Genomic DNA, 21884 nt, shown 5'->3' with positions numbered 1-21884 from the left:
TCCGCGCGTGAACGCCCGGGGTCACCAGTCGGTCGGCTTCTCCGGGGTGAACAGCCACACCTCGAAGAAGTGGTCGAGGTCCTCTCCGGAGATCTCCTCGGCCATCTCCATGTACTCCTGCGTCGAGGCCGTCCCACCGGCGTGCTCCTGGAGCCAGGTGCGGGTCAGCGTGAAGAAGTGGTCGTCCCCGATCTCGGTGCGCAGCGCGTGCAGCATCGCGGCGGAGCGGCTGTAGATCGCCGAGTGGAAGAGGTTGAGGGGCCCCGGGTCACCGATCTCGAGCTGCCAGAAGTCACTCGTGGCGGGCCGGTCCATCACGGCCTGGAACGCCTCGTCAGCGGTGGCCCTGCCCTGCTCCTCGTTCCACAGCCAGGTGCCGTAGGTGGCCCACCCCTCGTTGTGCCAGATGTCGGCCCAGCGCTCCACGGCGACGTCGTCCCCGATCCACTGGTGGACCAGCTCGTGCGCGACAGTGCCCTCCCGTGCGGTGCGGCTGAAGAAGGACCGTGTCTGCGTCTCCAGGGCGTAGCCGACGCTGTCGTCGTCCACGATGGCGCCGTAGGCCACGAACGGGTAGGGGCCGAAGACGCCCTCGTAGAACGTCATCATCTCGTCCGTCAGGGCCAGGTTCGCCGAGGCCGATTCCGGCAGGTCGGCATCCACGGCGTCGATGACGGGCACACCGCTGGCCGTCGTGTACTCGTGCAGCTCGAAGTTGCCGACCGTCGCGGTGGCCAGGTAGGCCGCCATCGGGTCCGGGGCGTCCCACCACCACGTGGTGCGCCCGTCGGCGGTCCTCGAGCCCTCGAGCAGCCCGTTGGCCACGGCGACCAGCCCCTCGGGCACGGTGATGGCGAAGTCGTAGGTCGCCTTGTCCGTCGGGTGGTCGCTCGTGGGGAACCACGTCGCCGCGCCGTCAGGCTGGCTGGTCACGATCGCGCCGTCGCGCGTGGTCACCCAGCCGTATAGCGCACCCTCCAGGTCCAGGGGGCGGGTCGTGGTGCCTTCGTAGTCGACGACGACCTCGACCGTCCGCCCGGTCTTGAGCATCGGGCGGGACTGGACGACCAGCTCGTTGCCCTGCTCCTGGGCGAAGGACATCGGTTTGCCGTCCACCCGGACCTCCGTGGCCGTGAGCCCTCGCAGGTCGAGGTTGAAGGACCGCAGGTCCTGGGTCGCCGTGAGGGTCAGCGTCGCCGTGCCCTCCAGCCACCCCTCGAGCGGTGCCGGGTCCGGTCCGGGCGGTGTGTAGTCGAGGTCCAGCGAGTAGTGCCGGACGTCGATCCCGCCGTTGCCGGCGAGCGGAAGGTAGGGGTCTCCTGCCCCGTCCGCGCCCTCGGTGTAGCGAGGGCCGGGCCGATCCGGCGCGGCGGTGGCGGTGGTCAGTGCGGGCGCGAGCGTCAGGACGCCCAGGGCCGCGCCTGCGGTCAGCCGTCGGTGAAGAGTGCTCATCGGTGCTCCTTCGTGCCGTCGTGTCTTCGGTGCTGACGAGTCGTGATCTGGGGCGCGGCGGCTCAGCCGCCCAGGATGTCCCCCAGGCCGCCGCTGCGGCCGGTCCGCTCGCCGGAACCCGTCGTGTGCTGGTTCTCGGCCGGCTGGACCAGCACGTGCCCGTTGCCGGTGAAGGCCATCTGGATCGACTCCCCGGTGCCGCCCCGCAGCATCGAGCCGATGCCCCCGGTGTCGACCTTGATGTCCATCCGGGCCCCGGCCGTCCACAGCACGACGGCGTGCGCGTCGGCGAAGGTCGGCGCCTGGCCCACGTCGAGGGCGACGGGCTCGCCGCGGCTGGTGACCGCGACATACCCGGACCCGCGGAGCGAGACGTTGAACAGACCGCCGGCCATCATCCCGCCCCGCGCCGCCACCCGGTGGATGTCCCAGTCGATCGAGGCGCTGAAGGCCAGGACGTTGGCGCCGTTGACCGAGATCATGTCGTTGTCCAGGTAGAGCACCTGCACGTCGGCCGCGTCGTTGGCGAGGAACAGCTCACCCGCGCCGGCGCACTCCATGATCGGCACGCCCTCGCCGGTCAGCTTGGACTTCAGCAGCTTGTCCAGGCCGCCGGAGCCGCGGTTGGTGAACCGCACGTCCCCCTGGTAGGCCACCATCGAGCCGAGCCGGGCGTTGACCGGGCCGTAGTCCATGCGGATCTTGAGCAGCTTGGAGTTCTGCCGGGTGAACTGGTCGCGGGACTCGGTCTCGCGGAAGTCCTCGAACAGCGAACCGTGGATGGCCATGCGTCTCTCCTCTGGTCGGTCCCATCTCCTCCGGACCTGTCCCGAGCTCCCCGAGCGGCCCACGTCCCGAGTATGGTCTGGATCACAGTCGCTGTCACCCACCCGGAGGTGGACCGTGGGATTCCTGGACAAGGCCATGCGCACCGCGAACGAGCTCGCGGGGAAGGCCGAGACGGCTCTCAACCAGAGCGGTATGACGTTGCCCGGCGGCTCGGGCGGGGTCCCGGGTGCCGAGCGGCTCTACGCCCAACTGGGGCGGCTCGTCCACGACGAGCACAGGGGTGAGGCCGCGGACCCGGCCCGACGCGCCCAGCTGCTCGCCCAGCTCGACGAGCTGGCCGACCGGGCCTCCTCGGCCCCTCCGCCGCCAGGGTCGACCGCCCCGCCGCACCCCGGCGGCGGGGCAGGTGGCGGGACGACCCCTCCGCCGCCCGGCCCGGGCACGTCCGGCCCGTCGGGTCCGCCACCCCCGCCACCGCCTCCACCCGGGCGCTGACGGGCGCTGGCGGGCGCTGACCGGGCGGACGAGGAGGCGCCCCGTCAGAAGACGAGGACACCCAGGATGGCGAACAGCACCGGGGCGGTGCTGGGTCATCTGCGATCGATCTCGTCGATCGCCGTCCATCGTCGACGGTAGTAACGGTCGCGAGGCTGGGCGACCCCAGACGCCCCGGTCCGCGGCGCCACGGCTTCCACCCCCAGGGGTGAAGGGTGCCTTTCGAGGCGCATCCGGACGCCGCCCCACCTACCGTCGTGGGCCAGTGGGCACCCGGCCCACGAACAGCTAGGGAGAGCAGATGAGCGATCAACCGTTCGACCAGTACGACTCGACACGCTCCACCACGGACGTGGCCAAGGAGGAGTCCAAGAACCTGGGCAGCGCCGCCAAGGAGAACGCCGGATCCGTCGCGCAGACGGCAGGCACCGAGGCGAAGCAGGTGGCCGAGGAGGCGAAGGCGCAGGCTGCCTCGCTCTACCAGCAGGTCCGCGAGGACGTCACTGGCCAGGCCAAGGACCAGCAGCAGCGGGCGGCCGGAGGCCTTCACGGCCTGGCCGGCGAGCTGCAGCAGATGGCCGACGGCACCGAGGAGGGTGGCATGGCCGCCGGTCTCGCGCGCCAGGCGGCGAAGCGGGTCGACACCGTCGCCGGCTGGCTGGAGGACCGTGAGCCCGCGGACCTCCTCGAGGAGGTCCGGCGCTACGCCCGTCGCAATCCTGGCACCTTCCTGGCGGCCTGCGCGGCGGTCGGCTTCATCGGCGGGCGGCTGACCCGCGGCCTGCGGGACGAGTCCCAGGACAACACCTCGGGCAGCGGTCAGCAGGCACTGCCGCCGGGGCCGACCGCCCCGGCGTCGCCGTACGGCGACGCCGCCGGCGTGCAGGGCTACGGCGGCCGGCCGGCCGCCGGCCAGCCGGCCACGACCTCCGCGGCTGCCGGCGCCCCACCCGTGGTGGCCGCCGGGGGCACCGGACCCTTCGTCGCCGGTAGGGACGACCTGGCGTACCCCGAGGCGGGGGAGGGCCACACCGGCCCGGAGGCCGTCGACCCGGTCGATCCCGCCACCGGTGACGTCGTCGCCGGGGACGCCTTCGACGAGGAGCACTTCGCCGCGGACCCGCTCGCCGGGGACCCGCTCTCGCCCTCCACGGACGGCGGTGACCGCCGGTGACAGCCCCGGGCAGCGGCGGCGCGCACCCTGTGCCCGACCCCCGCGCCGGGGGCACGACCGCCTCGGGCGACGTCCGCCCGGCCGGGCAGATCCGGACGGCGCACGACACCTACGACCGCGGTGAGGTCGGGTCGATCGGTGCGGTGGTCAGCGACATCACCCAGGACCTGTCCACCCTGATGCGCCAGGAGGTCGCCCTGGCCAAGGCGGAGGCCAAGCAGTCCGCCAGCCGGGCCGGCAAGGGGGCGGGCATGCTCACCGGTGCCGCGCTCGCGGGCTGGTTCACCCTCCTGTTCCTCTCCGTGGCCCTCTGGTGGGCGCTGGGAGAGGCCATGGGACGTGGCTGGGCGGCCGTCGTCGTCGCCCTGCTCTGGGCCGTCGTCGCGGCGGTCCTGGCCGTGCTGGGCCGGTCCCAGCTGCAGAAGGTCGAGGGTCTGCCGCAGACCGTCGAGACCGCCAAGAAGGTTCCGGACGCACTCAAGGGAAACGAGGACCACGCATGAGCACCTACCCCACCGACCCGACCCCGATGAGCGACGACCCGGAGGTCCTGCGCCGTCAGATCGAGCAGACGCGCAGCGACCTGAGCCGCGACGTCGACGCGCTCGGCGAGGCAGCCAGCCCGGGCAACGTGGCCAGGCGCCAGGCCGAGAAGGTGAGCGAGACCGTGACCGGGGCCGGCCGCTCGCTCAAGGAGAAGGTCATGGGCAGCGACGACCCCGGTTCCGGGCCCGGTATGGGGCAGCGCGCCTCCGACGCCGCCTCCGACGTGGGCGAACGGGTGGGTGAGGTCGCCGGGTCGGCCCGCGACACGGTGGCGTCGGCCCCGACCCAGGCCCGCCGGAAGACCAGGGGCAACCCGATGGCGGCCGGACTGATCGCGCTCGGCGCGGGCTGGCTGCTCGGCTCCCTGCTGCCCGGGTCGGAGAAGGAGCGCGAGCTCGCCGTCACGGCCAAGGAGCGGGTCGGGGACAGCGGCCTGGTCGACGAGGTCAGGTCGGTGGCCCAGGACGTGGTCGAGGACGTCAAGCCCCAGGCGCAGGAGGCGGCCGACCAGGTGAAGCAGAGCGCGTCCGAGAGCGTGGAGCACGTCAAGGACGAGGCCGGGTCGGCGGCCGAGGACGTCAAGGTCAGCGCCCAGGAGTCCAAGAAGAACGTCCAGGGGCAGAGCGGCCAGGCCTGACCGCCGCTGCCACCGCCACGGGGCCGGATCCGGTCGCCCCGACCGGGTCCGGCCCCTGCCGGGTAGTGTGGGGAGCTACGGAGCCATCCAGGCTTTTTGAACGAAGGAGTCAGCCGTGGCTGACAAGTCCCCCCGCCAGTCGATGTCGAAGAAGTCGGGCAAGAGCCTGAAGGAGAAGCGGGCCGAGAAGCAGGCGAAGAAGGCCGGCTCGGAGCACCTCGAGATCGAGTCCCGCGGCAAGAAGCACTGACTCCCGTTCAGGCGGGAACGACCGTCTGCTGGTAGAGCCCCAGCCGCAGCCGGTCGTCCTGCACCCGGTAGACGCTGGTCATGAGCGCCTCGAAGGGTGGGGAGACCGCCCGGCGGGCCGTCGCACGGTAGACCAGGGCGGCGACGTGCGTCCCCAGCTCGACGACCCGGGGCTCCACGATCGTGTACTCGTCCCAGGCCGGAGCGTCCCCGAGGGAGTCGACCGCCTGGGCCCGGTCCAGGACCATGCCGTGGGCCAGCACCATGAGGCCGTCCTCGGTCATGAGGTCCCGGTAGAAACGGCCGCCCCGACCCTCGCAGAGCGACCGCCAGCCCTCGTGCTCGAGGGCCAGCAGGTCGGGCAGCTGGAGTCCGGCCATCGGCGTCAGGCCCTGCGCCGCAGCATCAACCGGGTCCACGCGCCGAGGAAGACCCGGTCGTCCTCGTCGATCTGCACCCGCACGCCACGCTCGATCGGCTCGGTCGGCAGTGGCAGTCCCACGGTCGAGACGTACGTGCCGTTGGAGGTGTCCAGGTCCTCGACCCACCACCGGTGCCCGTCGCTGGTCAGCTGGGCGTGCCGGACGGACACGCCCGCGTCGGTGCCGGCGTCGAGGTCCGGGCGCAGCCCGCGCTCGACGTTGGTGCGACCCACGACCACATTGTCCTGCGTGAGCGTCACCAGCTCCGGGGGCCCCGCCTCGGGCGCCGGCTGGTCGGTGTCGCGGGTGGCGTACCAGGCGTGGTCCACCCAGATCTCGGCCACCCACCCCGCGTCCTGCTCCCGCGAGGGCGGACGCCGCTGCGGCAGGTCGTGGGCGATCTCGCTCTGGCCGGCCGCCGGCGGCGTGGGGGGCGGCACGTCCGGCCGGTGGGGCAGGTCCGCGGGGTCGAGGGCCACCTCGGCCGGGGTCGTCTGCAGCTCGATGTCGTCGGCGTCCCGCCGCGGGTCGATGTAGGCCTCGAGCGGCTCGGCGGACTGCTCCGCCGTGGGGCGGCGCTCGTCCGCCTGCGGCAGCTCCTCGGGCGCCACCGGTGGGGTCCCGGTGACGAAGTCGTAGCCGCACGACCCGCAGAAGCTGACGTCCCCGACGCTGGTCGCGTGGCAGTGCGGGCACTCCCGGCTGGTCTCCTCGACCTCCACCTCCGGGTCGACCGGGCGGGCCGGCTCGGTGCGGCGGCCGGTGACCTCCTCCCCGCTCATGACTCCGGCCTCAGCTGGGCGAGGTAGGCCTCCTGCGCGGCGACCAGGGCCGCCGCCCTCCGGACGTCGGCCGGCTTGTTGTGCAGGGACTCCTTGGCGGCGGTGAGCATGCCGGACAGGTCGACGCTGGTCGGGGCGCCGCACCCGGCCAGCGTCGAGGCGAGCCGCTCCGCGCGGTCGGCCAGGTCGGCGTACTCCGCCAGCGCCGCCGCATACGTCGCGTGCGCCTGGTCCAGCGCCCTGCCCACGCGCTCGAGGTTCCCGACGTATGCCGTCAGCTCGGACTCCTCGGTCGGCACCTCCCCGAGGGCGCTGACGTCGGGGATGCCCAGGGTCGGCGCGGGCGTGACGCTCTCCAGCACCCGGGCCGCGAGGGCCCGGACGGCCTCGCCCTTGGCGACGAGGTGCTCGCGCTCGGCCCGGGCCTGGTCGAGGTCGGCGGTGCCGTGGGCCTCCTCGGCGGCGGCCACGAGCAGTGCCCGCTCCAGCCCGGCCAGCTCGGACTCCAGCTCCCCGATCTCGACCAGGGCCTCCTCGTCGGCGCGCCGTCCCAGCGCGTCCAGTCGCCGACGGGCCTCCTCGAGGCGCTCGGTGCTGTCGTCGCCGGCCACCGCGTCCGCCAGCCGTTCCAGGTCGGCCCGCAGCGCCGCCACCCGCTGACGCACCGGCAGCTCGTCCCCGTCGGCGCCGGTGCGGGCCCGCAGCGAGGCGGCCAGCGCGTCCGACATGCGCAGCGCGTCCGGCAGCGCCAGCGCCAGCGCCTGGGGGTCGCCGTCGGGCATCTCCAGCACGCCCCACAGCAGGGTGGAGACCCACTCGCGCTCGCCGTCCCCGTCGCGCACGTCCTCCCACGTCGCCAGCAGCAGGTCGTGCCGCTGGGCGATCGCGTGGTGAAGGGTCATCGAGGCGGTGACGTCCTCGTTGAGCGCGTCCCGGTCGGGGTGGGTGCGGGTGATCTCGTCCAGCGCGCTGAGCTCGTGCTCGCGACGCATCCGCCACCGGGCCAGCTCGGAGAGGTAGTGGTCGACCGCCCGGTCCTCGGGCTGCTCCCCGGGCCCCGCCGGCGGGGTCGGCGCCACCGCATACCTTGTGCTCACGTCGTCTCCTGGGTGGGGGTGTCCGGGCCGGGAGCGGCCGCGGTGGTCTCATGGTGGGGGTCGGGCTGATCCGGCACCGGCAACCGGGGGATGCCGTCCTCGCCCACCTGGAGCCCGTGGTCGTCGAGGACCTGCTCGTCCAGGTGCTCGGGCCGGACCCCGGTCTCGTCGACGAGGCGGTCCGGCCGGGTGGTGGTGCCGAACCGGGTCAGCAGCACCTCGCGCTGACGGCGCGCGTGGTCGGGATCGGCCCGGTGGACGGCGTCGTAGGCGTGGTCCACGGTCAGGCCCAGCAGGTCGAGGTCGTCGACGAGGGCCAGCAGCGGCGGATGCTCCCCCTCGACGGCGTGCCCGGCCGCGAACCGGGACGGCAGGCGCAGGTGCGCGCCGACGGACTCCACCACCCAGGTGACCGCGCGGGCGACCGTGTCGCGGGCGAGCAGATCCAGGTCGTCGACGGGTCCGGTGGTGCGCGCCCCGGCCGGACGGCCGGAGATGTCCTCGTCCAAGAGCTCCAGCAGGTCGGCGGCGGCCCCGAGCACCCGGCGCACCCGGACCGTGACCGAGTCGTGGAGGGGAGGACCTGTCAGCAGGGGCTCCTGCTCGGCGACGGTGCGCCGCAGTGCCTCGACGGAGGGGACGTCGAGGAGGGCGGGGTCGGGCGCGTCGGGCATCACGGGTCCTGGGTCGAGGTCACGGTCGTGTCATTGTGCCCACCCCCGGGGATGGTGGCTACTCGACCGCTACTGGTAGGAGATGAAGTCGGGGGTCGGCTCGACCTGCATCGTCGCCTCCGGGGTGAACGGCCCCGGGACGTCCTCGTCGTAGAAGTTCTTCCAGCCCCAGTGCTCCACGCCCGGCGCGTGGCCCTGCAGCGCCGTCCAGGTGTCCATCTTGCTCCCGTGGGGCCCCTGCCCGTCGGCATGGATGAGCACGGCGACCTCGGGGCGGGACCGGTCGACGTCGTCGGCACCGGGGATCATCCGGATCTGGAACTGGTGCAGCACGAGCATCTTCTGGGGCAGGTCGTGCTCGCGCACCAGCTCGGCCATCCAGTCGACCACCCGGTCGACCTCCTCGGTCTCCACCGACCCGATCCGGACCATGTGCACCTCGTCGGGGCCCAGCCGCCACTCCGGGTCCAGCGCGAGACCCACGTGGGGCAGTCGGAGCAGCTCCTCGTAGATCTGCGCCTGCTCCACGAAGTCGGTCCGGCCCGGCTGGAGGTCGAGCACGACGTAGACGCCGTTCTCGGCGGCCAGCTCGACCAGGGGCCGCAGGTCCTCGACCGGCAGCTCGTTGGAGTAGTTGCCGTCCGGCCCGGCCTCCGCGCTGGCGACCGTGGCGATGATCTCCAGGGTCGGGACCACGGGCTCGTCGGTCAGCGGCTCGTACCAGGACGCGTGCTCCTGCGCCCTGGTGATCGTGTCCTCGATGGGCTGCTCGCCGAGGACGCCGAGGGCCCCCGTGCTGGGCGTGCCGTAGAGGGCCACGTAGGTCTTGCCCGGCAGGGTCGTCAGCCCCCCGCCGGGCAGCTCCACGCCGGTGGCGGCCACGCGGGCCTGCCAGTCGAGGGTGTCCGGGTCGCCGAACTGCGCGCCCAGCCCGACCAGGGAGGTCGCCCCGGCGGCCGCGTCGGCGAAGGCGGACAGCGACTCGGACGAGGCACCGGGGTCGCCGCCGGGCAGCACGACCACCTGCGCTCCTGCGGCCCTCGCCGTGCCGACGGCGGCCGTCTGCGCCGGGTCCCCGGTCGAGAGCACGAGCACGTCGTCCAGCGGGGGCGGTGGCGCGGTCACCGGCAGCTCGTCCCGGTCGGACTCCAGGGGGGCCGGAGCGGGGTCCGCGGTGGCCGTCGTGGCGTCCTGGTCGGCCCCCTCCGGCGCCGGTGCCGGGGCGGCCTCGGCGGTCGCGCCGCCCTCGTCCCCCGCCGGGCCGGCCGTCGCGGCCTCGGCGTCGGTGGAGGAGGCGTCCGGAACGAGGACCTCGGGGGAGGCCGGGTCGAGGTCGGCCACCTGCTGCACCTGGTCCTCGGGACCCACGGCCAGCGGCTCGCCCGTGGCGCCCACCAGGGAGGCCAGCTCGGCATCGTCGGCGGCCACGACCACGTCGATCCCGGGGTCCGCCACGGCACCGACGACCAGGGCCACCTCCGTGCCGAGCCGGTCCAGCTGCGCCGAGGTGTGCGGGCCGTCGACGAGGACGGGCACGCCGAGGGCCACGGCGGCGGACGCGGCCCGCAGCTGCTTGTCGGCCGAGGTGAGCACGACGACCGGGGCGTCCGTGAAGAAGTGGTCGGCCGTCGCCAGGGCGAGGGCCGAGGGGTCGTAACCCTCGGCGTGGTCGTCGCCGTCGTCCTCGGCCCCCAGCACGACCGTCCCCTCCTGGCCCGCGGAGAGGGTCGCCACGAGGGCGTCCGGGTCGGCGGGCGGGGCGACGGCCGAGCCGTCCGTGCCGCGGGCCCCGTCCGTCCCGCTCCCGTCGTCCCCGTCGGACCCGGGCGAGCAGGCGGCCAGGACGAGCGACAGGACGGCAGCCGCGGCCACCCCGCCGCGCAGGCCGGCACGCCGGACGGGTCCGGCGGGCCGCCGGACGGACCGGTCGTCGCCGGCCGGGACGGAGGGGACGGGCAGGTGGTCTGGCATGCGGGCTCCCGAGCTCGTGGACCTCCCCAGGCTAGGCGAGGGCAGCGGGGGCGGGGCGCCGCCACGCCCGCCGGCGCGACGGCATACCCCTGCGGGTGGGGCGGGACGCCTCGGCTGGCGCGTCCCCGCCCGCGGTGGTGGCATGAGGCCATGGCACGCAAGCACACGGACCACCTGACGTTCGACAACCCGGTGACCCGGCACCCCGACATCACGCCCCCCGAGCAGGACCAGGACATGCCCGGGCTCGACGCCGAGCTGGAGCCGCGGACCGACCGGGGGGAGCGGACCTACCGGGGGACGGGTCGGCTCGAGGGGCGCAAGGCGCTGATCACCGGCGGCGACTCCGGCATCGGCGGGGCCGTCGCGATCGCCTATGCCCGGGAGGGGGCGGACGTGGCGATCAACTACCTGCCGGCCGAGGAGGAGGACGCCGAGCGGATCGCCGAGCTCGTCGAGGCCGAGGGGCGCACCTGCCTCCGGATCCCGGCCGACGTGACCGACCGGAAGACCTGCGACCGGATCGTCGAGGAGGCCGTCGACGGTCTGGGCGGGCTCGACGCGCTCGTCGTCAACGCCGGGCGCCAGGTGGCCACCGCGTCGATCGAGGACATCACCGACGAGCAGTTCGACGAGACGGTGAAGACGAACGTCTACGCGATGTTCTGGCTCGTCCGGGCCGCGGTGAAGCACCTGGAGCCCGGGTCCACGATCGTGCTCAGCTCCTCGGTGCAGGCCTACAGCCCCAGCGAGACGCTGCTGGACTACGCGATGACCAAGGCGGCGATGAACACCTTCGGCAAGGGCCTGGCCAAGCAGCTGGCACCCAAGGGCGTGCGCGTCAACATCGTCGCGCCCGGCCCCGTCTGGACGCCGCTGCAGGTGGTCGAGGGCCAGCCGAAGGACAAGCTGCCGCAGTTCGGCAAGGGGCAGCCGATCGGCCGGGCTGCCCAGCCGGTCGAGCTGGCCCCGGCCTACGTCTTCCTCGCCTCCCCGGAGAGCTCCTACGTCGTGGGGGAGACGCTCAACGTCAACGGAGGAGCCGACTCGCCGTGACCTGACGGTGGGTGGTCGACGCGCCGGGGCGGGACGCGTCCTCCCCGGCGCGGACCGCACCGTGCGTCACAATCGTCGGGACCCTAGGAGGCCCGCATGTCGATACCCCGGCGGCTCGACGAGTTGCAGCGCCGGCACCGCTGGGTGGGCTTCCCGGTCGCGGTGGTCTACAAGTTCATCGACGACCACGGCGTCTACCTGTCGGTGCTGATCACCTACTACGGCTTCCTCGCGCTGTTCCCGATGATCCTGCTGCTGACCTCGGTGCTGGGGTTCGTCCTCGACGGGGAGCCGGAGTGGCGCGAGCGGATCCTCGAGACCGCCGTCGGCCAGTTCCCGGTCCTGGGCAGCCAGATCGGGGACGAGGGCTTCGGCGGGTCGACGACCGCCGTCGTCATCGGCGTCGTCATCGCGATCTGGGCGGCGGTGCGCGCCTCGCAGGCGACGCTGCACATGATGAACATCTGCTGGGCGGTGCCGCGGCACCAGCGGCCGGACCCGATCCGCTCGCCCATCCGGTCGCTGCCGCTCATCGCGATCGCCGGGCTGATGCTGCTGGGGACCACGGTCGGGTCGGTCCTGGCGCACTCCGCCGGCGCCTACGGCGTCGAGCTGCGCCGCATGGTGCCGTTCATGGTGATCGCGGCGAGCTTCGTCGTGGCGGTGCTCGTCTTCAGCCTGGGCATGTGGGTGGGCACGACCTACCGGGTGCGGCTGGTCGAGGTGCTGCCCGGAGCGGTCGTCGCCGCGGTCGGCTGGCTGCTGCTGCAGCGCTTCGGCATCACCTACGCCAACCAGATCGTCAGCCGCTCCGGCGACACCTACGGCGTGTTCGCGGTCGTCCTGGGCCTCATCGGGTTCATCTTCGTGGCCGCCCAGATCGTCGTCATCGGCGTCGAGGTCAACGTGGTGCGCGTCAAGAAGCTGTGGCCGCGGGCCCTCCTCGGGCCGTTCACCAGCTCGGTCGCGCTCACGCCGGCCGACGTGCGGACCTACCAGGACGCGACCGTCTCGACGCGGATCAAGGACTACCAGGACGTGGCCGTGACCTTCGACCAGTCCGACCACCTGGAGCAGGCCGACGCCCGGGCGGCCCAGCGCGCCGCGCAGCGGGAGGCCCGCCGGGCGGCCGCCGCGGGGGAGACCGAGGACGGTACCCGCCGGCGACGCCTCATGCGCCGACGCCGCAACGGGGAGGCGACGGACGACGGGGTGCCGACGGGCGACGCGGGCGGCCCCGGGGACCGGCCGGTTAGTCCGCGGTGAGTCCGGAGGCTGCGTCCAGCCGCTGGAGCAACTCGTGCGCGGCGAGCTCGACGGCCTTGTGCCGCCACTGGGCGGCCCGGAAGACGCAGGCGATGAGCGCCGAGCGGTGCACCCGACGGAAGTCGCCGAACACGAACGCGTAGCGGCTCTTGGTGCCCTCCGTCGCGCCGACCGTCAGCCCGAGGTGCCACTGCGCATACTCCTCGAAGGAGTGGCGTTCCAGGTAGGCGTTCTCTGCGTCCGCGCCCGGCTGGACGTCCGACCACTCGCTGTCGAGGACGTACTGCCGGGCGTCGATGAGGTCCCGGCACCGGGCCACCCCCGCCTCGTTGACCGCGTAGGTCGCCACGGCGGCTTCCTCAGCGACGGTCGTCGTCGGTGCCCCGGTCCGGGGAGCTGCCGGGGGGCGGCGGCGCGGCCCACGGGTTGTCGGTGGACCCCTGCGCGGGCGGCTGCTGCCCCGGGGTGCCCCACTGCTGCGTCCGGTCCTGCGGGCCCTGCCCGTAGCCCTGCTGGCCGTAGCCCTGGCTCTGGCCCTGGCCATAGCCCGAGTCCTGCGGTTGGCCGTACCCCTGGCCCTGCCCGTAGCCCTGCTGGCCGTACCCGGGGGAGGACGGTGCGCCATACCCCTGGCTCTGGCCGTAGCCGGAGGAGGTGCTGTAGCCGTAGCTGCCGGGGCCGTCCATGGCCTTCTTGTCCCGGTTGCGTCCGACCAGCCACAGGATCAGGCCGATCAGGGTCAGGAAGCCGAAGCCGAGGAGCGCGAGCAGCCCCAGGCCGGCGGCGAGGACGCCCATGGCCGAGGAGGCGCTGAGCTCGGGCGTGAGCTGAGCGGGGGCGTCGCAGGTGATGGTGTGGTCGCCGCTCTGCACGGCCGAGAAGGCGCCCACCACCTGGACCTGCGCGTCGCCGAGGTCGGAGAGGGCGGCGTCCTGGCTGACGGCGACGTCCGACCCGTCGGGGGCGGTCACGGTGCAGGTCGGCTCCTGCCCGCCCTCGGTGAGGATCATCCGGGAGCCGCCCTGGCTCATCGGCACCGTGGTGTCGCCGGTGACGGTGATGGTGTCGTCCATCATGTTCTGCGCGACGCGGACCGTCTGGGTCGTGCCCCAGACCACCGCGACCAGCGACAGGACCGACAGGACGAGGCCGACGAAGAACATGATCTTGCCGGCCTTGGTCATCCCGCTGCTGCGGCGGGGGAGGGACTGGCCGGGCCCGTACGGGTTGGGTGCGGTGCTCACAGGCCCCACGGTATGCCCTGCGGCGCACCTCGCGCAGGCAGACGTGCACAGGGCAGCACTTTCGGCCGGTTCCTGACGTGGCCCTGGACGTTTCCGCAGGTCGCGGAGGAGGGGGCGGTCAGGAACCGGACGAGAGTGCGGATGTCACTCGGCGAGGGCGGCGAGGAAGGTCTGGCCCATCACCGCGTAGCCCGTGTCGTTGGCGTGGATGTCCGGCGGGTTCCAGCTGCACATCCAGGTCCAGCTGCAGATCCGCACGACGTTGAGCGGGGCGGTGGTGCCCATGAACGGGACGAGGGTCTGGACGTCGCTGTCGAACGCATAGGCCACGTCGGCGACCTCGGCGTCGACGGACCAGGCGGCACCGGCGATGATCCCGTTGAGCTGGTCCTGCAGCACGGCAGAGGTCTGCGCCAGCTGCCGCCCCTCCGGGCCGAGCAGCGAGGCCGCCAGGAACGGGTTGTAGTAGTTGCCGACCACGATCTCGGTGTCCGGGTGGGCCGCCTTGTCGAGGGTCGTGAGGATCAGTGGCAGGTTCGTCATCGTCGCCTGCATCCCCGCGGCGATGCAGGCGGTATCGATGGTCCCGCCCCGGACGCACTGCTGCACGTCGTTGGCGCCGATGTCGATCGTCACCGTCGACACCTTGTCCTTGTGCGCCCGCAGGAACTGCTCGGCGGCGTCGAGCTGGTTGCCCTGGTCGTAGGAGCAACGACCCCCGTCGATCATCGTGGCCGACGTCTCCCCGGAGCAGGCGAGGTTGACCAGCTTGGTCTTGGCGTAGTCCTCCTGCAGGCCGTCGAGCACGTGCCCGACGTAACCGCCGTCGAGGTCGTCACCCACCCCTGGCTGGAAGCCCGCGGCCAGCGAGTCGCCGAGTGCGAGGTACCACTCCACGCTCCGCGACGAGGTGTCCGGGCGCTCGCCCGGCCCCTTGCCGTCCGGCGGGCCGGCAGCCGCGGGCAGCGCGGCGAGCGGCACGGTGAGGGTCAGGGCTGCGGCAGCGGTGGCGATCCTGCGGAACATGGGTCCTCCTCGACGGACCACCGGCGCGGCGGTGCGCCGGAGGCGGTGGGAGCCATCATGCTCCTGTCCGGTGCCTCGGGGAAGACCCTGGCGCCCGGACGCGAACGGTCGGGCGTGCGGTCTGGCGTGGGGGTGGGACCCCAGGCGTCGACCGACGGCAGGTCAGCGGTAGGTGTCCTGCTGTTCCGCGGAGCCGTCGTCCTGGCCGGGGGTGGTGTCGCTGACGACCTCGCCGTCCTCGTCGACGAAGACGAGGGCGCCGGACTCGACGAGCTGGGCGACCTCCTCGTCGGAGAGGGCTGCCAGCTCCTCGTCGCTCAGGTCGACGTAGTCGTCCTCGGTGACCACGTCGAAGTCCACCGGGCCGGCCCCCTCCGGGACGTCGCTGCCGACGTCCCTGGGACCGTCCGGGTCGTCCGTGCGGGCCGGGGCGGCCGCATCGAGAGGGTCCTCCGCACCGGCGGGCACCGCGGCCGGGCTGACGGTCTCCTCCTCCCACCACTCCTCGGCACCCTCCGAGGGCGGCTGGGCGGCCACGTCGAGCTCCTGCCCGTCGTCGTCCCCCTCGTCGGTGCCGTGGCGCACGACAAGCAGCAGGACGCCGCCGATGAGGGCCAGGGTGGCACCGCCGAAGACCCCGAGGCTGCCGAGCATGAGACCGCCGACGCGCAGCAGGCCGTCGGCCGGGCTCACCTCGGGGGCGACGACGACGCCCAGCCCCGAGCAGTCGATGGTGTGCTCCCCGGACGTGCTCGCGCGGAAGGATCCGACCACCTGGAACCGGGCCAGCGGGTTGTCCACGCCGACGCGCTGGTCGTCGTCGGACAGGTGCGCCACCGGCACCTCGCCCTCGGGCCCGGCGACGGTGCAGCGGATGTCCTCGACCGGGGTCGGCACGATCTCACCGGGCGCGACCAGCCCGCCCGTGACGTAGAGGCTGCGCTGGTCGCCCTGGGACAGCGGCACCGTGGCGGTCCCGTCGAGCAGCTCGGCCGAGTTGTCGCGCAGGTTGTTCACCAGGCTCCTCGTGGCCAGGCCGGCCACGAGGGTGACGACGAGGGAGATCAGCAGCAGGACGAGCCCGACGCGGGTCATCGCCCGCCCCGACCGGCGCAGCCGTCCCCGGCTGGTGGGTGTGCGTGGTGCGCGGTCGGACGGCTCGGCGGGCATGGCCCTGACTCTAGGCCGCCCGGCGGACAGGAGCCAGGGTGCGGCGCGTCGCGCCGGTCAGCCCCGCCCCTGCTTCTCGGCCTCGGTCGCGTGCCGCAGCGCGAGCCGGGTCCACGCACCGACGAAGATCCGGTCGTCGCGGTCGATCTCCACCCGTTGCCCGGGGGTCAGCGGCGTGGTCGGCAGCGGCTCGCCGACGGTGCCGACGAAGGTGCCGTTGCTGCTGCCCAGGTCCTCGATCCACCACCGCTGCCCGTCGCTGCTCAGCTGCGCGTGCCGCCTCGACACCGCGCTGTCGCCGCCGGCGTCGATCTCAGGGCGCGCGGCCAGACTGCTGGACGGCCGCCCGACGAGCGCGCTGCTGCGGGTCAGCAGGACCACGTCCGGGACCCCGGCGCTCGGGCAGGTCTCGTCGGTCTGCTGGACGGCGTACCAGTCGGGGTCCACCCAGATCTCGACCACCCAGGCGTCCGCGAGCTCCCGCGAGGGAGGGGTATGCCGTGGCGCCCGGTGCGCCCGCGGTGCGGGCTCCGCGGGCGTCGGCTCCGGTTCCGGGCCCGGGTCGGCTTCCGGCTCCGGCTCAGGGGCCGCTGCCTCGACCTCCTCTCCCTCGACCTCCTCGACCTCGCGCTCCTGCTCCTCCCCGGACTGCTCCGGCTCATCCTCCGGGGGCTCGACCTCCTCCTGCACGGGGCTCTCCGGCCCAGGACCCTCGACCTCGGGGGCGGGACCGTCCATCGGTGGCGTCCCGGTCGTGAAGTCGTAGCCGCACGCCTCGCAGAACAGCGCCTCCTCGACGTTGGTCGCCCCGCAGTGCGGACAGGTGATCGTCGCCGGAGCCGGGGCCGGAGCAGGGGCGGACGGCCCCAGGTCGAACCCGCCGCCGCCCGGGGCGGGCGCGGACGGCATACCCGCACCGGCAGGGGCGTCCATGGGGGTGCCGCAGACGTCGCAGTAGTCCATCGCCTCGCTGAGGTGCCCCTCGGGGCAGCGGGCGCTCACGAAGGCCGCACCCTCGTCGTCTTCGTCGAGGCGGTGTCCAGCTCCATCTCGTCGAGGCGGTCCACGTTGCGCCGCAGCCGGACCCGACCGGTCGCGGCATCCTCGATGTCCACCACCCGCGCCAGGCGGGAGGTGGCCGCCTCGTCCCCGGTCTGCCGGGCCAGCTGCACGGCCCGCCCCAGCTTGGACGTCGCGGTCGTGTCGTCGCCGATCGCCTTGGCGCGCAACCCTTCCTGGATCGCCGAGGCCAGCTCGGTCTGCCCGGTGTAGTGCGCGACCTCGGGGCTGATCTGGGCGGTGAGCAGGCTGTCGTCGGACCACCTGGCCTTGACCAGTCCCTGGGTCCGGACCTCGCCGGCGACGGCGAGCTGGACCCGGGCGGCGAGCTGCTCCTGACCGAGCGCGCGCGGCGCCAGCCGGACGGCGACGTGGTAGTCCCGCGTCTCGTCCCCCCACGCCCCCGTGTCGTAGGCCCCCGTCAGCGCGTTGACCTCCCGCCGTCGTCCGGTGAGGTCCTCCAGGGTCGGGGCCACCTGCTTGACGAAGAGGATCTGCGCGCCCTGCGGGGCCCACACCCGCAGCTCGGCGTCGCTGACGCCCCGGCCCATCGACTGCTGCATGAGGCGGGCGAAGTCCTCCGGCAGGCCGTCCCACGTGCGGATCAGCTCGACGGTGCCCATGAGCGCCTCGGCGATCCGGCGCACCTCCTCGACCTGCCAGGCGGCGCCGAGCCCGCGGCAGTCGGCCTGGTAGCGGCCCCGCACCTGCTCGATGGCCCAGCTCAGCTCCTGGGGGGTCTCGTGCTGGTTGGCCCCGTCGGTGAGCAGGATCGCGTGGCGCTTGGTCAGCGTCGGCACGGTCCCGAACAGCTGGGCCGCCGCCAGCAGCCAGCGGCCCATCGCGGTGCCGCCGCCGGGCACCAGCCGCTGGAGCGAGCGCTTGGCCTCCAGCCGCGACTGGGCCGACATCCGCACCATCGAGGCGGTCCCCGTCGTGGGGTAGCACAGCGCGGCCTCGTGGTTGCCCGCGACGATCGCGAACCAGACCCCGTCGACGATCTGGTCCAGCGCGGCGGACGCGGCGTAGGCCGCCGCCTGCACGCCCTGCACGTCCATCGACCCGGAGACGTCGACGATGATGATCTCGCCGGCCTCCCCGGACCCGCTGCTCATCGGTGCCACCGTGCCGGCCCCGGTGCAGGTCACCGAGACGATGGCGTGCACGTCGGTCCCGCCGTCGGGCAGGTGCTCGTTCTGGTGTACGGTCGCCGTGAACTCAGCCATGGGTCCCATCCTGCCCCGTCGGCGTGCGCACGAGCGCGACGGTGATGTTGTCGGCGCCGCCCCGGTCGTTGGCCCAGTCGACGAGCGCCTGCGCCAGGTCGAGGGGGTCGGGGGAGGAGGGGGTATGCGGTGCCTCGCCCCCGTCCGCCTCGGGCCGGGCGAGGGTGTGGACGACCTCCCGGAGGGCCCGCGGCTCGGAGGCGTAGTTCCACAGCCCGTCCGAGCACAGCAGCAGCCAGCCGGGCGTCGTGACGTCCTGGGTGGTGACCACCGGCGTGTGGTCGGGGGAGTCGGGGCCCAGCCAGCGGGTGATCGTGTGGGCCATCGGGCCGGCCTCGGCGGTCTGCCGGTCGATGCCGGCCTGGACCTGCTCCTCGGCCATCGAGTCGTCGGTGGTCAGCCGGCGGGGCTCGCCGGAGTCCGGCAGCCAGTAGGCCCGGCTGTCGCCCACTGAGCCGACCGTCGCGGTGCCGTCCTGGACGAGGGCGGCGACGTAGGTGCACGACGGCGCCGACTCTGGGAAGTCGCGGCCCACCTGCTCGACCGCCTCCGCGGCCGCGTCGGTGGCGGCGACGATCCGCTCGGCCGGGGCCAGGGCGTCGTCGACGAGCACCTCCAGCGCCGCGTCGGCGGCCGCCATGCTGGCCTCCGCGCTGCGGGTCGCGGTGGTCACGCCGTCGCAGACGACCAGGGCCGCCCGGCCCGTGCCGTCGGCCCAGACGGCCATCGCGTCCTCGTTGTCCTCGTGCCGGATCCCCCGGTCGCAGACGGCCGCGACGTGGTCGTCCGGCCGGGCGCTGAAGTGGTGCCGCGGGTCCGGCCTGCGCGACCCGCACTCGGTGCACCAGCCGTCCTCGTCGTAGGCGCCGCCGCACACCGCGCAGGTCCCGTGGTCCGGGGCCTCCTCGTCGGCGGGGGCGGGGTGCTCGGGCAGCGTCCCGTCGAGGACGAGCATCGGCTCGGGCAGGGGAGGAGGGCCGTCGGAGAAGGGCTCGGGCTCCTCGGCCTCGAACTCGTCGGCCTCGGGCTCGTCGGCCTCGGGCGGGTCGGCCTGGGGCTCGGCGGCCTCGCGCGGGGCGGTCTGCTGCCGGTCGGCCGGCTCGGGCAGGCCGTCCGGCGGCGGGGGGACGGGAGGGGTCGTCGTCATGTCCAGCTCCAGGGTCGGACGGCGTTGGCCCGGTCGATGAGGGCCGCACGCTCGGCGGGGTCGGGGGTGTAGTCGGCCAGGAAGCGGTATTCCTGCTCCAGCGCCCGGCGCAGCGCGTCGCGGGTCAGGCGCACCTCGCCCAGGCGCCAGTCAGGGCGTTCGCCGTGCTCGCGCACCTGCTCGAGGGCCTGCTCGTAGACGCCGGCGGAGAAGTGGGCCCGCTGTCGGGGGTCCAGGGTCAGCCGGGAGACCGAGTGGACCGACTCGCGCAGGTCGGCCAGCCCGCCCCGGCGGCGGAGCAGCTCGGCGCGCAGCCACCGGGCCCGAGGGTGCGCCCGGCTGCCGGGCGGGACGGAGTCGAGGGCCGTGATCGCCCCGTCGACGTCCCCGCGGCCCAGCCGCACCCGGTAGAGCCCGAAGGCGGCGGGCGCGACGTACGCCGCGTCCGTGCGCCACGCCCGGTCGTAGTCCAGCTCGGCCGCCTTGGCGTAGCCGCCGATCTCGCTGGCCAGCGCCAGCGCCAGCCGGGGCGCGATCTCGCCGGGCAGGGCGTCCCGCACGACCGCCAGGTGGCTGGCCGCGGCGTGGCCCGCGGCCCGGTCGGCGTCGCGGTCGCTCGGTTGCGCAGTGCCGACCCTGCTCAGCGCCCACAGGCCGCGCATCCAGGAGGCCCGCCAGTCCCAGGGGTCCTCCGCCAGCAGGCCCCGGACGGCGTCCTCCACCCACGTCTGCTGGCCGACCCGGATGCCGGCCCGGGCCTGGGCGAGCAGCACCTCGGGGGTGCGCTCGGAGGCCCCCTGCAGCGCGGCGTGCAGCGCCACCGGGTCCGAGGTGGGCAGGTTGGCGACCCAGTCCAGCATCGGGTCGGCGTCGTCGTGCTTGAGCTCGGGCAGCTCCCACCAGGCGAGGGTCTCGGTCGTCGAGACCGGCGGGTCGAACACCGGCGAGTGCGAGGACAGCGTCGCCGGGTGGTCCGACCCCGCGGCCACGACCTGTCGCAGCACGCCCATCATCTGCGAGCGCAGGTCCTCCACGGTGAGGAAACGGTCGTTGGGGTCGGGGGCGCAGCAGCGGGCGACCAGCCGGTAGAACGCGTCGTGCTCGACGAACGGCGGCACCTGCGACATCGGGGGGAGGGAGTCGACGTACTCGCTCTGGTAGCCCCGGAACTCGAAGGTCAGCACGGCCAGCGTGCGGCCCACCGTGTAGACGTCGGAGGCGACCGAGGGGCCCACCTCGGCGACCTCGGGCGCCTGGTAGCCCACCGTGCCGTAGATCGGCGACTCCAGGTCGTCCTGCCGCCGCACGCCGCCAAGGTCGATGAGCTTGACGCCGTCGCCCTCCTGGATGAGGTTGTCCGGCTTGAAGTCGCAGTAGAGCAGCCCCAGGTCGTGCAGGTGGGTGAAGGCCGGCAGGACCTCGATGACGTAGGCCAGCGCCTGCTCGACGGGGAAGGCGTCGTAGCGCCCGGCCGCCTGCATCCGCGCCTTGAGCATCTGCTTCAGGCTGGTGCCCCCGACGTGCTCCATCACGGTGTAGGCGTCGCCCTCGTGGGTGACGACGTTGTAGATCTCGACAATGAGCGGGTGCTTGACCTGGGCGAGGAACTGCTGCTCGGCGACCGCGGCGTCCAGGGCGTCGGCGTCGCCGGTGTTGAGCAGGCCCTTGAGCACGACCCACCGGTCGGAGACGTTGCGGTCGCGGGCCAGGTAGATCCAGCCCATCCCGCCGTGCGCCAGCGCCCCGGCGACCTCGTACTGCCCGGCCACGAGGTCGCCCTGGTCCAGCTTGGGGGTGAAGGAGTAGGGCGCGCCGCACTGCGGGCAGAAGCCCTGCTGCCGACCGCCGCCCTCGCCGAGCGCCCGCCCGACCCTGGCCCCGCAGTTGGGGCAGACGCGTCGGTCCTCGGGGACCTCGGGGTCGACCATGACCGCGTCCAGGGGGTCCCCCGGGGGCACCGGCGGCACCTGGGTCAGGCCCATGCCCAGCCGGGACCGGCGCCCGGAGGCCGCGCGCTGCCGCCGCACCCGGGCCGCACGTACGGCCTGGCGGGTCTGGCCGGGGGCCGGGGTGGCGACCTGGTGGGCGCTCGGTCCCTCGGCGGGTGCCTCGGCCGACGCGCCGTCCCCCGACCCGTCGCCCGCCGGCCCGCCGGCGGCCGCGGACCCGCCGTCCCCCGCTGCAGCGCCGTCTGCGGCCGACCCGGACGGATCGGGTGCCGCGGGACCCGCCCCGACCCCGGCGCCGGCCGGGCCGAGCGAGGGGTCGCCGTGGACGTGCCCGGTCACGACCCCGCCCGTCGGCACCTGCGTGGGCTCCGGCGAGCCGCAGACGTTGCACCAGCCGTCCTCGTAGGTCCCCGGGCAGCCCGGCTCGACGCACCCGGTCACCGCGCCTCCGTC

At 74.0% G+C, this 21884-nt stretch carries 22 protein-coding genes; 7 read left to right on the top strand and 15 right to left on the bottom strand.

Translation table 11 applies throughout. The annotated features are described in order from the left end of the window. Positions 1-21: 21 nt before the first annotated feature. Together FJR00_RS14690 and FJR00_RS14685 are read right to left on the bottom strand one after the other, a co-directional pair. On the bottom strand, positions 22-1452 hold the full coding sequence (locus FJR00_RS14690; RefSeq protein ID WP_141339368.1) for a M1 family metallopeptidase: 1431 nt from the start codon (positions 1450-1452) through the stop codon (positions 22-24). Between the two features lie 62 nt (positions 1453-1514). Then, on the bottom strand, positions 1515-2240 hold the full coding sequence (locus tag FJR00_RS14685; protein ID WP_141339367.1) for an AIM24 family protein: 726 nt from the start codon (positions 2238-2240) through the stop codon (positions 1515-1517). Between the two features lie 115 nt (positions 2241-2355). Here FJR00_RS14685 and FJR00_RS15860 point away from each other — a divergent pair, with 115 nt between their 5' ends. The 5 genes from FJR00_RS15860 to FJR00_RS16565 all read left to right on the top strand — a co-directional run bounded on the left by FJR00_RS15860 (position 2356) and on the right by FJR00_RS16565 (position 5343). Continuing rightward, on the top strand, positions 2356-2736 hold the full coding sequence (locus FJR00_RS15860; RefSeq protein WP_181409653.1) for a hypothetical protein: 381 nt from the start codon (positions 2356-2358) through the stop codon (positions 2734-2736). 301 nt (positions 2737-3037) lie between these two features. Beyond that, positions 3038-3910, top strand: a complete 873-nt coding sequence (locus FJR00_RS14675) for a hypothetical protein (RefSeq protein ID WP_141339366.1) — start codon at positions 3038-3040, stop codon at positions 3908-3910. A gap of 134 nt (positions 3911-4044) precedes the next feature. After that, complete coding sequence (locus tag FJR00_RS14670) at positions 4045-4413, top strand: phage holin family protein (protein WP_377465593.1); 369 nt, start codon at positions 4045-4047, stop codon at positions 4411-4413. Next, positions 4410-5093, top strand: coding sequence for a DUF3618 domain-containing protein (locus FJR00_RS14665; RefSeq protein ID WP_238330514.1), 684 nt, complete (start codon positions 4410-4412; stop codon positions 5091-5093). The genes FJR00_RS14670 and FJR00_RS14665 overlap by 4 nt, the downstream gene beginning before the upstream one ends. 115 nt (positions 5094-5208) lie before the next feature. Further along, positions 5209-5343, top strand: a complete 135-nt coding sequence (locus FJR00_RS16565) for a hypothetical protein (RefSeq protein WP_272949584.1) — start codon at positions 5209-5211, stop codon at positions 5341-5343. 7 nt (positions 5344-5350) lie between these two features. Here FJR00_RS16565 and FJR00_RS14660 read toward each other — a convergent pair whose 3' ends face one another. From FJR00_RS14660 to FJR00_RS14640, 5 genes are all read right to left on the bottom strand, one after another. Further along, a complete protein-coding gene (locus tag FJR00_RS14660; protein WP_141339364.1) occupies positions 5351-5722 on the bottom strand; it encodes a nuclear transport factor 2 family protein in 372 nt (123 codons plus the stop codon). 5 nt (positions 5723-5727) lie between these two features. Then, on the bottom strand, positions 5728-6546 hold the full coding sequence (locus FJR00_RS16060) for an FHA domain-containing protein (protein WP_202876697.1): 819 nt from the start codon (positions 6544-6546) through the stop codon (positions 5728-5730). Further along, positions 6543-7643: a hypothetical protein gene (locus tag FJR00_RS14650; protein WP_141339363.1), complete on the bottom strand. Its 1101-nt coding sequence runs from the start codon at positions 7641-7643 to the stop codon at positions 6543-6545. The genes FJR00_RS16060 and FJR00_RS14650 overlap by 4 nt, the downstream gene beginning before the upstream one ends. Next, positions 7640-8317 carry a hypothetical protein gene (locus FJR00_RS15855; RefSeq protein WP_181409652.1) on the bottom strand — a complete coding sequence of 226 codons (678 nt, stop codon included), beginning with the start codon at positions 8315-8317 and terminating at the stop codon, positions 7640-7642. The genes FJR00_RS14650 and FJR00_RS15855 overlap by 4 nt, the downstream gene beginning before the upstream one ends. Before the next feature lie 69 nt (positions 8318-8386). Then, positions 8387-10288 carry a hypothetical protein gene (locus FJR00_RS14640; RefSeq protein ID WP_202876696.1) on the bottom strand — a complete coding sequence of 634 codons (1902 nt, stop codon included), beginning with the start codon at positions 10286-10288 and terminating at the stop codon, positions 8387-8389. 150 nt (positions 10289-10438) lie between these two features. Between FJR00_RS14640 and FJR00_RS14635 the strand changes: the two genes are divergently transcribed. Beyond that, the gene (locus FJR00_RS14635; RefSeq protein WP_141339362.1) at positions 10439-11344 is read left to right on the top strand and encodes an SDR family oxidoreductase; all 906 of its coding nucleotides are present in this window, start codon (positions 10439-10441) and stop codon (positions 11342-11344) included. Between the two features lie 96 nt (positions 11345-11440). Beyond that, complete coding sequence (locus FJR00_RS14630) at positions 11441-12610, top strand: YihY/virulence factor BrkB family protein (RefSeq protein WP_141339361.1); 1170 nt, start codon at positions 11441-11443, stop codon at positions 12608-12610. Here the strand turns inward: FJR00_RS14630 and FJR00_RS14625 are convergent. The 8 genes from FJR00_RS14625 to FJR00_RS14590 all read right to left on the bottom strand — a co-directional run bounded on the left by FJR00_RS14625 (position 12597) and on the right by FJR00_RS14590 (position 21872). Further along, positions 12597-12959, bottom strand: coding sequence for a hypothetical protein (locus FJR00_RS14625; protein ID WP_141339360.1), 363 nt, complete (start codon positions 12957-12959; stop codon positions 12597-12599). The genes FJR00_RS14630 and FJR00_RS14625 overlap by 14 nt on opposite strands. A 10-nt stretch (positions 12960-12969) precedes the next feature. Further along, the gene (locus FJR00_RS14620) at positions 12970-13854 is read right to left on the bottom strand and encodes a hypothetical protein (RefSeq protein WP_141339359.1); all 885 of its coding nucleotides are present in this window, start codon (positions 13852-13854) and stop codon (positions 12970-12972) included. A 144-nt stretch (positions 13855-13998) separates the two neighbouring features. Further along, complete coding sequence (locus tag FJR00_RS14615; protein WP_141339358.1) at positions 13999-14880, bottom strand: SGNH/GDSL hydrolase family protein; 882 nt, start codon at positions 14878-14880, stop codon at positions 13999-14001. 162 nt (positions 14881-15042) lie between these two features. Next, positions 15043-16050: a hypothetical protein gene (locus FJR00_RS14610; RefSeq protein ID WP_141339357.1), complete on the bottom strand. Its 1008-nt coding sequence runs from the start codon at positions 16048-16050 to the stop codon at positions 15043-15045. A gap of 57 nt (positions 16051-16107) precedes the next feature. Next, positions 16108-17052, bottom strand: coding sequence for an FHA domain-containing protein (locus FJR00_RS14605; protein ID WP_202876695.1), 945 nt, complete (start codon positions 17050-17052; stop codon positions 16108-16110). Further along, positions 17049-18335, bottom strand: coding sequence for a VWA domain-containing protein (locus FJR00_RS14600; RefSeq protein WP_141339356.1), 1287 nt, complete (start codon positions 18333-18335; stop codon positions 17049-17051). Before FJR00_RS14600 ends, FJR00_RS14605 begins: the two co-directional genes overlap by 4 nt. After that, positions 18328-19482, bottom strand: coding sequence for a PP2C family protein-serine/threonine phosphatase (locus FJR00_RS14595; protein ID WP_141339355.1), 1155 nt, complete (start codon positions 19480-19482; stop codon positions 18328-18330). Before FJR00_RS14595 ends, FJR00_RS14600 begins: the two co-directional genes overlap by 8 nt. Beyond that, complete coding sequence (locus tag FJR00_RS14590; RefSeq protein WP_141339354.1) at positions 19479-21872, bottom strand: serine/threonine-protein kinase; 2394 nt, start codon at positions 21870-21872, stop codon at positions 19479-19481. The genes FJR00_RS14595 and FJR00_RS14590 overlap by 4 nt, the downstream gene beginning before the upstream one ends. Between the last annotated feature and the right edge of the window lie 12 nt (positions 21873-21884).

The sequence above is a fragment of the Ornithinimicrobium kibberense genome (genome assembly GCF_006519705.1).
Lineage (GTDB): Bacteria > Actinomycetota > Actinomycetes > Actinomycetales > Dermatophilaceae > Ornithinicoccus > Ornithinicoccus kibberensis.
Note: the sequence above shows the minus strand (reverse complement) of the source record. Positions and strands in the feature narration are given on the sequence as shown.

Excerpts from the sequence above, each read along its gene's own strand:
- FJR00_RS14690 (WP_141339368.1), bottom strand. The coding sequence starts at position 1,452 with ATGAGCACTCTTCACCGACGGCTGACCGCAGGCGCGGCCCTGGGCGTC.
- FJR00_RS14685 (WP_141339367.1), bottom strand. The coding sequence starts at position 2,240 with ATGGCCATCCACGGTTCGCTGTTCGAGGACTTCCGCGAGACCGAGTCC.
- FJR00_RS14675 (WP_141339366.1), top strand. The coding sequence starts at position 3,038 with ATGAGCGATCAACCGTTCGACCAGTACGACTCGACACGCTCCACCACG.
- FJR00_RS14665 (WP_238330514.1), top strand. The coding sequence starts at position 4,410 with ATGAGCACCTACCCCACCGACCCGACCCCGATGAGCGACGACCCGGAG.
- FJR00_RS14660 (WP_141339364.1), bottom strand. The coding sequence starts at position 5,722 with ATGGCCGGACTCCAGCTGCCCGACCTGCTGGCCCTCGAGCACGAGGGC.
- FJR00_RS16060 (WP_202876697.1), bottom strand. The coding sequence starts at position 6,546 with ATGAGCGGGGAGGAGGTCACCGGCCGCCGCACCGAGCCGGCCCGCCCG.
- FJR00_RS15855 (WP_181409652.1), bottom strand. The coding sequence starts at position 8,317 with ATGCCCGACGCGCCCGACCCCGCCCTCCTCGACGTCCCCTCCGTCGAG.
- FJR00_RS14640 (WP_202876696.1), bottom strand. The coding sequence starts at position 10,288 with ATGCCAGACCACCTGCCCGTCCCCTCCGTCCCGGCCGGCGACGACCGG.
- FJR00_RS14635 (WP_141339362.1), top strand. The coding sequence starts at position 10,439 with ATGGCACGCAAGCACACGGACCACCTGACGTTCGACAACCCGGTGACC.
- FJR00_RS14630 (WP_141339361.1), top strand. The coding sequence starts at position 11,441 with ATGTCGATACCCCGGCGGCTCGACGAGTTGCAGCGCCGGCACCGCTGG.
- FJR00_RS14615 (WP_141339358.1), bottom strand. The coding sequence starts at position 14,880 with ATGTTCCGCAGGATCGCCACCGCTGCCGCAGCCCTGACCCTCACCGTG.
- FJR00_RS14610 (WP_141339357.1), bottom strand. The coding sequence starts at position 16,050 with ATGCCCGCCGAGCCGTCCGACCGCGCACCACGCACACCCACCAGCCGG.
- FJR00_RS14600 (WP_141339356.1), bottom strand. The coding sequence starts at position 18,335 with ATGGCTGAGTTCACGGCGACCGTACACCAGAACGAGCACCTGCCCGAC.
- FJR00_RS14595 (WP_141339355.1), bottom strand. The coding sequence starts at position 19,482 with ATGACGACGACCCCTCCCGTCCCCCCGCCGCCGGACGGCCTGCCCGAG.